We start from the raw sequence: 13165 nt of genomic DNA on the forward strand, positions 1-13165 counted from the left end.
TCCAATCGTAGGGGGGAGTGTCAGCCGGTCTGGCGGACCAGGTCCCGAAGTTCGTTCTTGCGTATCTTGCCGGTGCTGGTCTTCGGAAGCTCTCCGAAGATGATCTTCTTGGGCCGCTGGAATCCCGCCAGGCGGGCCTTCGCGTGATCGAGCAATTCCTGTTCCGTAGCCTCGCCGGACAGCTCGATGAAGGCGCAGGGAACTTCGCCCCATTTCTCGTCGGGCATCGCCACGACGGCGACCATGTTGACGGCGGGGTGGGAATAGAGCGCCTTTTCCACCTCGATCGACGATATGTTCTCGCCGCCCGAGATGATGATGTCCTTCGAGCGGTCGCGGATCTCGATGTAGCCGTCGGGGTGCTGCACGGCCAGATCGCCGGACCAGAACCAGCCGTCCCGGAACGCCTTGGCGGTCTCGTCGGGGGCCTTCAGGTAGCCCTTCATCACAATGTTGCCGCGGAACACGATCTCGCCCAGCGTGTCGCCGTCCCAGGGGACCGGCTGGCCGCTTTCGGGATCCAGCACCAGCACGTCCTCTTCCAGCTCGTAGGCGACGCCCTGCCGCGCCTTCAGCTCGGCCTGTTCGGCCACGGGGCGGTCCGACCAGTCGGGCTTTTCGGCGCAGACCACGGCCGGGCCGTAGACTTCGGTCAGCCCGTAGACATGGGTGACCGAGATGCCCATCGCCTCCATCTTGCCGATCACGCTGGCGGGCGGCGGAGCGGCGGCGGTCATCATCTTGATCTTCTGCGGGAAGTCGCGCTTCGTCTCGGCCCCCGCGATCATCGACATGATGATCGGCGCGCCGCAGAGATGCGTGACGCCGTGATCGGCGAAGGCGTCGTAGATCGCGTCGGCGCGGGGCGCGCGCAGGAAGACATGGGTGCCCGCCAGAAGGGTGATCGTCCAGGGAAAACACCAGCCGTTGCAGTGAAACAGCGGCAAGGTCCACAGATAGACGGGATAATGCGGCATCTCCCACGTCACCACGTTGTTGACCGCGTTCATCCAGGCGCCGCGATGCGAATAGACCACGCCCTTGGGACGGCCCGTCGTGCCGGACGTGTAGTTCAGCGCCAGCGAATCCCATTCGTCGTCGGGCAGGGTGTAGGCGAAACCGGGATCGCCTTCGGCAAGAAGCGCGTCGTAGGTCAGCGCGCCGATCCGCGTGCCGCCGGGGCCTTCGGGATCCTCGATATCGACGACCAGCAGATCGCGGCCCGACTTCTCGATGGCGTCGCGCGCAAGGTCCGAGAGTTCGGTATCGACCAGAAGCACCTTCGCCTCGCCGTGCTCCAGGATATAGGCGATGGTATCGGCGTCGAGCCGCGTGTTGTTGGCGTTCAGCACCGCGCCCAGCATGGGGATGGCCAGCGCGCATTCCAGGGCTTCGGGGATGTTGGGCGCGATCAGCGCGACCGTGTCGCCCTTGCCCACGCCGCGCGCCGCCAGCGCCGAGGCAAGCCGCTTGCACCTTTCGGCCACCTCGCCCCAGTTGCGGCGGATGGATCCGTGGATCTGGGCGGGCAGTTCGGGATGCACCCGCTCCACGTGCTTCAGGATCGATACCGGCGACAGGGCCGTGTGATTGGCGCCATTGCGCGCCAGTTCGGGACCGTTGAAATTCATTCCCCGGCCCATTCCGGCATCGCTTCCTTGCGGGTGAACGCGCCGATCCCGGCCTCGGCATCGCGGGCCATCATGTTGTCGGCCATGGTGCGTCCGGCGAAGGCGTAGGCGTCTTCCAGCGGCATCTCGAGCTGCTCGTAGAAGGCGCGCTTGCCGATCTTGACGGCGGCGGGCGACTTGTCGGCGATGGTGCGGGCCATCTGCATCGCGGCAGCTTCCAGCCCGTCCAGCGGCACGACCCGGTTCACCAGCCCCATTTCGGCCACGCGGGCGGCGGGCAGGAAGTCGCCCAGCAGCAGCATCTCCATCGCCAGCTTGCGCGGCACGTTGCGGCTGAGGGCCACCATGGGGGTCGAGCAGAACAGGCCGATATTGACGCCCGACGTGGCGAATTTCGCATCCTCGGACGCCACGGCCAGGTCGCAGGACGCGACCAGCTGGCAGCCCGCGGCGGTGGCGATGCCGCGCACCTCGGCGATGACGGGTTGCGGCAGGCGGACCACGCGCAGCATCATCGCCGAGCACTTGGCGAAAAGATCCTGGAAATACTGGTACCCCCCGTCGGCATCGGCGCGACGGGCGGTCATTTCCTTGAGATTGTGACCGGCGCAGAAATGCGCGCCGCCGCTGCGCAGGATCACCGCCTTGACGCTGCGATCCGCCGCGATCGTGTCGAGCGTGTCGGACAGCGCGCCCAGCATCGCCTCGGACAGGGCGTTGATGGATTTCGGGGCATTCAGCGTCAGAACCGCGATGCCGTCCGCATCGCTGCGCAGCAACAGTTCGTCGGTGATCGGGGTGCCGTCATGGCCCATCTTGTCGTCCTTCTGCTGGGCGTCGCGTCAGATCAACGTGCCGCCGGCCTTCTTCCACGCGGCCACGCCGCCCGCCATGTTGACCACCGGCGACAGGCCCATGTCCATCGCCGATCTCGCCGCCAGGGCCGACCGTCCGCCCGAGGCGCAATAGAACACGTAGGTCTTGTCCTGGTTGAATGCCGGTTTGTGGGCCGGGCTGTCGGGGTCGATGTGAAACTCGACCATCCCGCGCGACGACGCGATGGCGCCCGCGATCATGCCGGTTTTTTCCTGCTCGGCCCCGTCGCGCAGATCCACGAAGACGTGGTCGGGCGAGCCCTGCAGCGCCAGCGCCTCGTCGGCGGTGATGTTCTGCACCTCGGCCATGGCCGCTTTCACGATCTCTTGCGCGCTTTTCGAAATGGTCTGGGGCATGGTCTTCATCCTTTGCCAGGGCGGCGCGTGGCCGCCCGCGTCATATGGTCAGGTCCAGTCGCGGCTTCCAGAACGGGCGGAACAGCTCGATCTTGGGGCAGCGGTTCATCACCACCTTCAATCCCGCATCCTCGGCCAGCTTCGCGGCCCGGTCGTCATAGACCCCGATCTGCGCCCACAGCACCTTCGCCCCGATGGCGATCGCCTTCTCGGCGATGCCGTAAAGCTCTTCCTTGGGGCGGAACACTTCCACCATGTCCACGGGGCGGTCGATCGATTCCAGCGACGGATAGACGGGGATGCCGCGGATTTCGGTGACCGCCGGGTTCGGGTTCACCGGGATCATGTCGTAGCCCGTCTCGTGCAGCACCCGCAGCACGCCGTAGCTGAACTTCGTCTTGTCGGCGCTGGCCCCCACCATGGCGATGGTCTTCACCGATTTCAGGATCTCGGCCAGGTATTTTTGGTCGTAGTCGTACAGGTCGTCGATGGCGACAGCGGGCATGGTCACACCTCCCTGGGGGTAGCGATATCCGCCTTCAGCTCGTGCGGCTCAAGCGGATTGAGAAACGGATTGCGGTAGAGCTTGTCGTGGCTTTCGACGCCGATCTCCAGCGTGCAGTCGGTCACGGCGCGCGCCACGCAAAGCAGCACGTAGCCGTTGTTGATCTGCCGGTTGTTCAGCGCCGTCTGGCGGCGTTGATCGACCTCGCCATCGACCAGCTTGGCCGCGCAGGTGATGCAGCCGCCGTATTTGCAGCCATAGGGCAGATCGACACCCTGTTCGCGCAGCGTGTCCAGCAGCGGGCGGCGCGCTTCGACGCGGTAGGTCGCGCCGTCGCGATTGGCGAGCGTTATGGTCCGCGTCCCGGTCACAGCCAGATGTCGCTGGTGCAATCGCCGCCCGGATAACGCGATTCGTGGCAGCGCGAGGGGCCGTTCGGTTCCTGCCCGAAATCGACGATGAAGTCCGGGTTGATCGTCATGCCGCCGTTTTCCACGTCGCAGTCGATCATCACCATGACCCCGCCCTGGGTCCGGATCTCGGGGTAGAACTGGTTGTCCCAGGTGGAAAACAGCGATGTGGTGACGTAAAGCCGCTTGCCGTCGAGGCTCAGCTGGTACATCTGCGGCCCGCCCGCGACCTTGACGCCGTTGATCTCGGGCGCGCGGCCCAGCAGCCCGCCCATCCAGACCTGCCCCGTCAGCTTGGGGTTGTGCGGATCGGTGATGTCGTACTGGCGCATGTCGCCGTGCAGCCAGTTGTTGAGGTACAGGTACTTGTCGTCCATCGACACCAGCACCGCCGACATCACGCCCGGCACCGGGATCGGCCATTCGGGATGCGGCTCGTTCTCGACGTCGATGACCTTCTCCCATTCCCATTTGCCGGCCTCGGACTTCCAGAAATGGATGACGTTGGCGCTGAGCGCCGCGCCGCAGAAGCCGTGGCTGCTGTCGGGATCGTGCAGGAATTTCACCTCGAGCGGGATCAATCCGTCCTCGCCCAGATACATGGTCTCGACCGGCTTCTTGGCCTCGAAATCCCAGATATGCAGACGGCGGCCGTATTTCAGGTGGCCCACCTCTTCCAGGTCGAAGCCAGGCATGAAGGTGTTGGGCGCGGCCCATTCCGAGCTCACCATCACGTTGTGGCGCGGCTGGTACCAGAAATCGTAGCTGAACGGGATGTCGCCCATGGACGCTTCCCAGCGGCCCATGATCTCGAAGTCCTTGTTCAGGTGCAGATAGCCGCCCGGGGCTTCGCCCTTGGCGTCACCCAGGAACGAGATGATGATCTCGGAGCCCAGGCAATGCACCGTGTGCGGGCCGCTCAGATCCGCCTTCGACTTGATCTCGGCGCCCTCGATCACCTTGTGCAGACGCGGTGCGCGCGGGTCGGTGGCGGTGTCCACGATATGGATGTTGTTGGATCGCACGCCGGGCACCAGCAGGTATTTCCGGCTCATCCCCGCGTCGTCGTGACAGGACGAGCAGGCGTTCCAGCCCATGTGGTGCAGCTCGTCGCCGATGCCGGGCATTTCCAGCCGGTGGATGACCTGGCTGTAGGTCGGGCTGTCGGGATCCACGTCGATCGTCGCCAGGTAGTCGGGCTTCTGGATGCCCGTCCCGGTATAGATCGCGATGGTGTAAAGCAGCTTCTCGCGCGGGGCCTTGATGGCCGCTGCGGGACTTGCGTAGCCCGGTCCGCAACAGGTCTTGTCCATCGTCGCACTCCTCCCTTGCGAGTCAGTCCTTATTCTCGTAATCCGATATTGAAGTTCTCACAAGGTGAAATCATGCATCTGGAACGTCTGATCCGCATTCTCGAGGTCGTCGGCGATGCGGACGACTCGACCGTGGCGGAGATCTGCGACCGCGCCGGTCTGCCGAAGCCGACCGCGTATCGGCTGGTGCAGGACCTGGCGGGTGCGGGCCTCTTGGAGCCGGTGTCGCGCGGCCGCTTCGCCATCGGCGCGCGGCTGAAGCGGATCGTGCACGGCGCGCAGTCCGACCGGGCGCTTCTGGCGGTGGTGGGGCCGGTCCTGAAGGCCGCCGCGACCGAGCATGGCGCGGCCTTCTTCCTGTCGCGCCTGCGCGGCAAGGCGGTCGAGATCATCCGGGTCGAGACCCCCGACACCGGCGTGTCCTACCTGCATCCGGGCCTTGGCAAGCGGCCCATGCATGCCTGTTCCTGCGCCAAGGCCATCGCCGCGCATTCGCCGGGGCTGTTCGCCACGGACGACATGGCGGGCCGCCTGCGCGCCTATACCGAGTTCACGGTGACCGATGCCGATGACCTGCAGGCCGAGTTCGCGGCGATCCGCCAACGGGGCTACGCCGAATGCGTGGAGGAAATCGAGCGCGGCCTGTGTTCCGTCGCGGCGCCCCTCGCGCCGGGCGGTCCGGGGGCCACCATGTCCATCGGCGCGACCGGGTCGACGCGGGTCTTCACCCCCGAATTCCGGGCCGAGCTCGGGCTTCGCATCACCGCGATCGCGCAGGACCTGGCGACCCGGATGGGCTGGGATACCGCTTCGGATGCGAAGGCCGCGGGCTGACGACGCGCCGCCCGCTTGACGCCTGACCCTTCGGTCCGCCATGGCGGCTTTCCGGAAGCCGGACTTTCACCGCCTTGCTATCCCCCCTTCGGGCCAGGCCTGCCGGAGCGCATGTCGCCCGTTCTCCGGCGCTTGTTGCAAATCCCGCCGTTCGGTGTTGTCATCCCGCCGACTGCGGCGCCATGGTGGCCGCGGACAAGTTTGATCCACTGGGAGGAGGACATTCGATGCCAGGACTTTCAACATACGGAACGGCGCTGCTTGCGGCGATCACCCTGACCGCGGGCGCGGCTTTCGCGCAAGACGCCGAGACCGCCGCTCTGGACAGCCAGTACACGGACGCCGATGGTGACCTGGTCGCCGACGCGCCCGAGGACGAAAGCCAGCTGCGCGATCCCGACACGCTCGTCTTCGCCTATACCCCGGTCGAGGATCCGGCGATCTACGAAGACATCTGGACCCCGTTCATCGAGCACCTGGAAGAGGTCACCGGCAAGGACGTGCAGTTCTTCGCCGTGCAGTCGAACTCGGCCGAGGTCGAGGCCATGCGCTCGGGCCGCCTGCACATCGCGGGCTTCTCCACCGGGCCCACGCCCTTCGCGGTGAACCTTGCCGGTGCCGTGCCCTTCGCGATCATGGGATCCGAAGACGGGCAGTTCGGCTACAAGCTGCAGGTCTATACCCAGGCCGACAGCGACATCCAGGAAGTGGCCGACATGGCGGGCAAGCGCATCGCGCACACCTCGCCCACGTCGAATTCGGGCAACCAGGCGCCGCGCGCGCTGTTCCCGGATCTGGGCGTCGTCCCGGACGAGGATTACGAGGTGACGTATTCCGGCAGCCACGACCAGTCGATGCTGGGCGTCGTCGCGGGCGATTACGACGCGGCGCCGGTGGCGTCCGAAGTGGTCGACCGGATGGCGGAACGCGGCCTGTTCGATCCGGCGGAAGTGCGCATCGTCTGGGAAAGCGACCCGTTCCCGACCACGTCCTACACCTATGCCCACGACCTGACGCCCGAGCTGAAAGACGCCATCGAAGAAGCCTTCTTCAGCTTCGATTTCGCGGGCACCGAGCTGGGCGAGGAATTCACCGGTGTCAGCAAGTTCATCCCCATCACCTACAAGGATCAGTGGAAGGTCATCCGCCAGATCCAGCGCGCCAACGGGGTCGAATACACGCCGCAGGGACTCGCGGCGGAATAATCCGCAACGGATCGGGGATCGGCGCCCGCGCGCCGGTCCCTCGTCGGGGGAGCACGCGGATGTTGAAGATAACCGACCTGGTCAAACGCTACGGCAGCGGCGGTGACCCGGTTCTGAAGAACCTGGACCTGACCATCGAAGGCGAAAGCGTCGTGTCGATCATCGGATCGTCCGGCGCGGGCAAGTCCACCCTGCTGCGCTGCATCAACCGGCTGGTCGAGCCGACTTCCGGCAGCATCGTGCTGAACGGGACCGAGCTGACGAAGCTCAGCGGCAGCAATCTGCGCGCGGCGCGCCGCAAGATCGGCATGGTGTTCCAGGGCTTCAACCTGGTCGAGCGGCTGACGGTGATGGAAAACGTGCAATCCGGGCGGCTTGGCTACATCTCGACCTGGGCCGCGATCACGCGCCGCTATCCCAAGCAGGACATCCGCCGCGCCTACGAGCTGATGGAGCGCGTGGGCATCGCCCATTACGCCAACACCCGCGCCGACCAGCTGTCGGGCGGCGAGCGGCAGCGCGTGGGCGTCGTGCGCGCGCTGATGCAGGATCCCGACATCCTTCTGGCCGACGAGCCGACCGCATCGCTGGACCCCAAGACGTCCGAGCAGATCATGGGCCTGCTGCGCGATCTTGCGGGCGAGCTGAAGCTGCCGGTGCTGATCAACATCCACAACGTGACCGAGGCCAAGGAATACACCGACCGGATCGTGGGGATGCGCTACGGGCGGATCATCTTCGACGACCTGCCCGAAAAGCTGGACCAGGACGCCATGGACCGGATCTATTCCGGCAGTCCGCACGCCGATCGCGGCGAAGATCCGGTGGCCGCCCAATGAGCGATCATCCCGACACCTGGAGCCGCCCGCCCTTCATCGCCAACCCGTGGCTGCGCTGGGCCGTCTATATCGGCACCACCGCCTACGTGATCTGGGTCGTCGCGACGATCCCCATCGACTGGGTGCGCGTGTCCGACGGCATCGGGCGCGCGGGGCGCATCTTCGGCGGCGCCTTCCCGCCCAGCTTCGAGCGCAGCAGCCTGCTGATCGACGGCTTCCTGGAAAGCATCAAGATCGCCGTGCTGGCGACCGCGGGCGGCGTGGCGCTGTCCATTCCCATCGCCTTCATGGCCGCAAGGAACGTCGCCCCGCGACCGATCTTCTACCTGGGCCGCGCCATCATCATCGTCGCGCGCAGCTTCCACCCGGTGATCGTGGCGATCATCTTCGTCAAGGCCGTGGGTTTCGGCCCCTTCGCGGGTGTCCTGACGCTGATCGTCTATTCCGTGGGCTTCGTCGCCAAGATGCTGGCCGAACGCATCGAGGAAATCGACTTCGGCCAGGTCGAGGCCCTGCGCGCCGCCGGAGCGCCCTATTTCTCGACGCTGTTCTACGCGATCTTCCCGCAGATCATGCCGCGCCAGATCGGTCTGACGATCTACCAGCTCGATTCGAACCTGCGGGCCTCGGCCGTGGTCGGGATCGTCGGGGCAGGGGGCATCGGCGCGACGCTGGCCAACGCCTTCGGGCGCTACGATTACGACTTCGCGCTGGCGATCACGATCGTCATCGTGGCCGTGATCCTCGTCTCCGAAGGGGTCAGCGGCTACATCAGGAAGCGGGTGGCATGACCAGCATTTCCGAACAATTCGGGCGCGAGGACTGGTCGCGCCACACGCCGAAGCAAAAGGCCCGCCGCTTCCTGATCTTCGCCGTCTGCGCGGCCCTTATCGCCTGGGCGTTGGGCTCGATCGAAGTGGTCTGGGCCTGGGTCTGGGATTCGCCCGCCCAGATGGGCGACCTCTTCGCGCGCATGTACCCGCCGGACGTGACCAACCTGGGCGCGATTCTGCGGATCCTTCTGGAAACCGTGAACATCGCCACCATCGCCACCGCCATCGCGGTCATCCTGTCGCTGCCGGTGGCCTATATCGCCGCGCAGAACACCACGCCGAACCGCGCGACCCTGTGGCTGGGGCGGCTGATCCTGGTCACGTCGCGGTCGGTCAACACGATCATCTGGGCGCTGCTCTTCGTGGCGATCTTCGGCCCCGGCGTGCTGGCCGGCATCGTGGCGATCATGTTCCGCTCCATCGGCTTCATCGGCAAACTGCTGGGCGAGGCGATCGAGGAAATCGACAAGCGCCCGGTCGAGGCGCTCGAGGCGACGGGCGCGTCCCGCTTCCAGGTCATCGCCTATGCCATCGTCCCCCAGGTGATGCCCACCTTCTGGGCGGTGTCGATCCTGCGCTGGGACATCAACCTGCGCGAGTCCACTGTGTTGGGGCTGGTGGGCGCGGGGGGCATCGGCATCATCCTGCAAGGCGCCATCGACACGTTCAACTGGCCCGAAGCCGCGACCGTGCTGATCGCGATCCTGGCGCTGGTGATCCTGGGCGAGATCGTGTCGGCCTTCCTGCGCCGCCGCATCCTGTGAGCGGCGACGCCGCGGCGGCGTTCGAAGCCTATCTTGCCATCCGCCATCGCCTGCCGCCCGCCGAGTTCACCGCCGACCCCGCACGCGCCGACACCCTGGCCGATGTCGCGGATCCCTACGACCTGATCCTGCTGGATGCCTATGGCGTTCTGAACGTGGGCGAGACGGCCATTCCCGGCGCGGCCGCCCGCATCGCGGCGCTCCGGGCGGCGGGCAAACGGGTGGCGGTCGTGTCGAACTCGGCGGGCTATCCGAAGCGCATGATGATGGACCGCTACGCGCGGCTGGGCTTCGATTTCGCGCCCGCCGAGGTGGTCACCAGCCGCGAGGCGCTGTTGGCCTGCCTTGCCGGGCAGCCGCCGCGCCACTGGGGCCTGATGCTGACCGACGCCCATGACATGGACGAATTCGCGGGGCTGCGCACGACCTTCCTGGGCGACGATCCCGCCGATTACGACGCGGTCGACGGTGTGCTGATGGTCGGATCGGACGGCTGGACCGAGCACCGCCAAGCCCTGCTGGAAGACGCCATGCGGGCGCGGCCGCGCCCCGTGATCGTCGGCAATCCCGACATCGTCGCCCCGCGCGAGGACGGCCTGTCGCGCGAGCCCGGCCATTTCGCCCACGGGCTCGCCGACCGGACCGGGATCGCGCCCGTCTTCCTGGGCAAGCCGTTTCCGCAGATCTTCGAGCTGGCGCTGGCACGGCTGGATGCCCCGCCGCCGCCCGCGCGCGTGCTGATGGTGGGCGATACGCTGCACACCGATATCCTGGGCGGGCGCCACATGGGCGTCGCCACCGCGCTGGTCACGGGGTTCGGGTCGCTGAAGGGGCTGGACGTGGACGACGCCATCGCGCGGTCCGGGATCGTGCCCGACCTGATCGTCGGACGGATCTGATCCCCGCGGCGGGCAAATCCGCCGCGGGGACGCAGGGTCACAGGTTCATGCAGTTGGCATAAAAGGTCACCGTCGCGGGCCAGTCCGAGAACACGCCGACGACGCCCACATCCTGCGCCAGCGCATCGAGCACGGTCAGGTAGTCGCTGTCATTGTCGATCGTGTCCGCCACCGACTGGTAATACCAGCCGCCGCCACCCGACAGCGGACCCGAGCGTTCCAGCGTCCAGGTGATGATGTTGAGCCCGGCGGCCTTGGCCTCGTCGGCATAGGCCGACGGCACCATCTCGCCCGCCTCGTCCAGCGTCAGCAGCATCCACAGCGGCGGCGCGATGTATTGAACGCCCATATCCGCAAGCTCTTGCATGGTCGGCTTGAAGGTCGCGGGATCGTTGGGGTCGATCAGGCCCTCGTCTTCATCCTCGGCCTCGTAGCGGTCGTCCAGATACACGGCCTGCGCACCGAAGTCGGTGTTGTCGATCCAGTACTTGACGTCGTCCAGGTTGAAGCTTTGTGGCCAGACGTCTTCGGGCGGGACGCCCGCGGCGGTGTATTCGTCCACCATCATCTGGGCGTAGTCTTCCTGCGACATGCCGTCGAAGGGCATCTCCACCGACGGCGCTTTCAGCTCGGGCGTGAACTTCGCGCCGAGTGACCGGAACAGCTCGATCGATTCGGCGTGGGTCATCAACTGCGCGCCATCCGAATAGAGCGTCGTGCGGAACGGCGCGACGCCGCCCAGATACGCCTCGGCCGTGGTCGCGGAAGCATCCGCCGCATCCATCTTCGGCGTCAGCGTGCGGAACTCGTCCAGCGTGATCTCGGACGTGCGGCACTCGGCCGTGGCATCGGCATCGCCCGACGCGGGCTGGAACGGCGTCACGCAGGTCGAGGCCAGGTCGGTCGTCAGGATATCCGTGGTGGTGTGCAGATCGTTCTGCGCGTGGCGGCAGACCAGCTGCTTGTCCTCGGTGAAGGTCACGTCGCATTCAAGGATGCCCGCGCCTTGCCGCGCGGCCGCGACGTTCGATTCGACCGTGTGCTCGGGGAACATCAGCGGCGCGCCGCGATGCCCGATCGAGAATTCGGTCCGCTCGGGCGTCTGTCCAAGACAGGCGCCCAGCGTGTCCTTCAGCTCGCCCTCGGGCAGCTTGTCGACCAGGTAGGCCGGGCGCTGGCCATAGCTCATGGCGGGACCGGATGCGTCGGTGTCCTGCGCGTGCCCGGCTGCGGGAATACCGGCCGCGAGCGCCAACATGATGGAATATCTCATCTGAATTTCCTCCCTTTTTCATTTGGTCGATCCAGAATTCGAACGGCCCGGACGACGGCCGGAGTGTTCCACGCGCAGGGGTCCAAGGCAACGGTCCGCGGGTCCGGTCTCATCACGTCGGCAGGTCCCGCGCGCCGTCGCAAAACCCGGGCCGCCGCGGCCATGTCCGCCCCGCCGCCCGCGATCCGGTCCTTCGCCGCGTCGGCGCTTCCGCGTCGTAAGGTCGCTCTGGGTGTTCGGGGGGCAGGGTGGTCCTAAATCGGCAAATGTAGGGCGTTGACGCGACAAGCGGGACGCGCGCCCGGCTGGGTTTGGGGAACCTTTAGGAGCGAGCCATGAACACAAGGCTGATCTTCATCGTGACCGGGATTGCGTCCCTGTCCGGAACGGCGGCCTTCGCGCATGTCAGGTGGTTCGTGGACAGCAGCGCCGATGTGCCGTCGAATTACGGGCTTGCGTCCCCGGCTTTCCTGTTCTGGGGGCTCGTCGCGGCCGGGCTTGTGCTTGCCTCGGTCTGGCTTGACGACAAGCTGCCGGTCCCGCGCATCCCGGGCACCAAGTGGCGGCACGATTTCATGGAAATCCTGCGGGTCTTCACGGGGATGAGCTTCCTTCTGACGGCCTACGAGGGCGCGCTGCTCGCCCCGCACCAGGTCGCGGACGGGCCGCTGGGCATGGCGCTGCTGATCCTGCAGGCCGCCATCGGCATCATGCTGATCGCCAACCGCTGGGTGAAATACGCGGCCCTGTCGATGTTGCTGCTTCAGGTCGGCGTGGCATACGTTTTCGGCATCCTCGCGGCGCTGGAATACGCGATCATCGTGGGCATCGCCTTCTTCCTACTGTTCAACGCGATCGAGGACGAGGATCTCAGCAACACCATGAAACCCTATTCGGTGGATATTATGCGCATCTGGACCGGGATCTCGCTGGTCGCGCTCGCGGTGGGCGAAAAGCTGGCCCCATCCGCGCTGGGGCAGGTTTTCGTGGCGCAGTACCAGTGGAACTTCATGAACAGTTTCGGGATCCCCTTGTTCGACGACCGCCTTTTCGTGCTGGCCGCGGGGATGGTCGAGGCGGCGATCGGGATCGTGCTCATCCTTGGCACCACGACGCGGCTGGCGGTCTTCGCTTTGTCGGTGATGATGGCGCTGTCGAACATCGTGTTCATCCTTCAGGGCAACAACGAGGCCGCGATGGTCGAATTCATCGGCCACATGCCGATCATCGGGTCCGCCCTCGTGCTGCTTCTGCTCGGCTACGGCCGCCGCTTGAAGATCACGGATCACCTTCCGGTGGGCCTTGTGGCAACCGGCGACGACGCGGCTGGCCTGCGTGACCAGGGCCGCACGACGCGATCTTATCCACAAACCCATACCCCGCAAGGCGAGACACCGTGACGAATAACACCTTCGAATATCCCAGCG

14 protein-coding genes are annotated in these 13165 nt (G+C 66.1%); 7 read left to right on the forward strand and 7 right to left on the reverse strand.

Annotation, left to right across the window (positions count from 1 at the left end):
• Window positions 1–20 precede the first annotated feature (20 nt).
• From ILP92_RS07320 to ILP92_RS07345, 6 genes are read right to left on the reverse strand one after another with little or no spacing between them, the layout of a single operon-like run.
• Window positions 21–1631: an acyl-CoA synthetase gene (locus tag ILP92_RS07320; RefSeq protein ID WP_198915729.1), complete on the reverse strand. Its 1611-nt coding sequence runs from the start codon at window positions 1629–1631 to the stop codon at window positions 21–23.
• Window positions 1628–2446 carry an enoyl-CoA hydratase gene (locus ILP92_RS07325; protein ID WP_198915730.1) on the reverse strand — a complete coding sequence of 273 codons (819 nt, stop codon included), beginning with the start codon at window positions 2444–2446 and terminating at the stop codon, window positions 1628–1630. Before ILP92_RS07325 ends, ILP92_RS07320 begins: the two co-directional genes overlap by 4 nt.
• 27 nt (window positions 2447–2473) lie before the next feature.
• Complete coding sequence (locus ILP92_RS07330; RefSeq protein ID WP_198915731.1) at window positions 2474–2863, reverse strand: rhodanese-like domain-containing protein; 390 nt, start codon at window positions 2861–2863, stop codon at window positions 2474–2476.
• Window positions 2864–2903: 40 nt separating this feature from the next.
• Window positions 2904–3368 (reverse strand): CoA-binding protein, encoded by a 465-nt coding sequence (locus tag ILP92_RS07335; RefSeq protein WP_198915732.1) that lies wholly within the window; start codon window positions 3366–3368, stop codon window positions 2904–2906.
• A gap of 2 nt (window positions 3369–3370) precedes the next feature.
• Window positions 3371–3739: a 2Fe-2S iron-sulfur cluster-binding protein gene (locus ILP92_RS07340; protein ID WP_198915733.1), complete on the reverse strand. Its 369-nt coding sequence runs from the start codon at window positions 3737–3739 to the stop codon at window positions 3371–3373.
• Window positions 3736–5091, reverse strand: a complete 1356-nt coding sequence (locus ILP92_RS07345; protein ID WP_198915734.1) for a selenium-binding family protein — start codon at window positions 5089–5091, stop codon at window positions 3736–3738. The genes ILP92_RS07340 and ILP92_RS07345 overlap by 4 nt, the downstream gene beginning before the upstream one ends.
• Before the next feature lie 72 nt (window positions 5092–5163).
• Between ILP92_RS07345 and ILP92_RS07350 the strand changes: the two genes are divergently transcribed.
• The 6 genes from ILP92_RS07350 (at window position 5164) to ILP92_RS07375 (ending at window position 10465) form a co-directional block, all read left to right on the forward strand.
• Complete coding sequence (locus ILP92_RS07350) at window positions 5164–5925, forward strand: IclR family transcriptional regulator (protein ID WP_198915735.1); 762 nt, start codon at window positions 5164–5166, stop codon at window positions 5923–5925.
• 227 nt (window positions 5926–6152) lie between these two features.
• Window positions 6153–7130, forward strand: coding sequence for a phosphate/phosphite/phosphonate ABC transporter substrate-binding protein (phnD, locus tag ILP92_RS07355; RefSeq protein WP_198915736.1), 978 nt, complete (start codon window positions 6153–6155; stop codon window positions 7128–7130).
• 59 nt (window positions 7131–7189) lie between these two features.
• The gene (gene phnC, locus ILP92_RS07360; protein WP_198915737.1) at window positions 7190–7969 is read left to right on the forward strand and encodes a phosphonate ABC transporter ATP-binding protein; all 780 of its coding nucleotides are present in this window, start codon (window positions 7190–7192) and stop codon (window positions 7967–7969) included.
• Window positions 7966–8760: a phosphonate ABC transporter, permease protein PhnE gene (phnE, locus tag ILP92_RS07365; protein ID WP_198915738.1), complete on the forward strand. Its 795-nt coding sequence runs from the start codon at window positions 7966–7968 to the stop codon at window positions 8758–8760. The genes phnC and phnE (ILP92_RS07365) overlap by 4 nt, the downstream gene beginning before the upstream one ends.
• Window positions 8757–9566: a phosphonate ABC transporter, permease protein PhnE gene (gene phnE / locus ILP92_RS07370; protein ID WP_198915739.1), complete on the forward strand. Its 810-nt coding sequence runs from the start codon at window positions 8757–8759 to the stop codon at window positions 9564–9566. Before phnE (ILP92_RS07365) ends, phnE (ILP92_RS07370) begins: the two co-directional genes overlap by 4 nt.
• Window positions 9563–10465, forward strand: a complete 903-nt coding sequence (locus ILP92_RS07375) for an HAD-IIA family hydrolase (RefSeq protein ID WP_198915740.1) — start codon at window positions 9563–9565, stop codon at window positions 10463–10465. Before phnE (ILP92_RS07370) ends, ILP92_RS07375 begins: the two co-directional genes overlap by 4 nt.
• 37 nt (window positions 10466–10502) lie before the next feature.
• Here the strand turns inward: ILP92_RS07375 and ILP92_RS07380 are convergent, their stop codons facing one another.
• On the reverse strand, window positions 10503–11738 hold the full coding sequence (locus tag ILP92_RS07380) for a glycerophosphodiester phosphodiesterase family protein (RefSeq protein WP_198915741.1): 1236 nt from the start codon (window positions 11736–11738) through the stop codon (window positions 10503–10505).
• Between the two features lie 335 nt (window positions 11739–12073).
• On the opposite strand from ILP92_RS07380, the gene ILP92_RS07385 reads away from it, so the two are divergent.
• The gene (locus ILP92_RS07385) at window positions 12074–13138 is read left to right on the forward strand and encodes a DoxX family membrane protein (protein WP_198915742.1); all 1065 of its coding nucleotides are present in this window, start codon (window positions 12074–12076) and stop codon (window positions 13136–13138) included.
• Window positions 13139–13165 lie beyond the last annotated feature (27 nt).

The sequence above is a fragment of the Palleronia pontilimi genome (genome assembly GCF_016412875.1).
GTDB classification, from domain to species: Bacteria; Pseudomonadota; Alphaproteobacteria; order Rhodobacterales; family Rhodobacteraceae; genus Palleronia; species Palleronia pontilimi.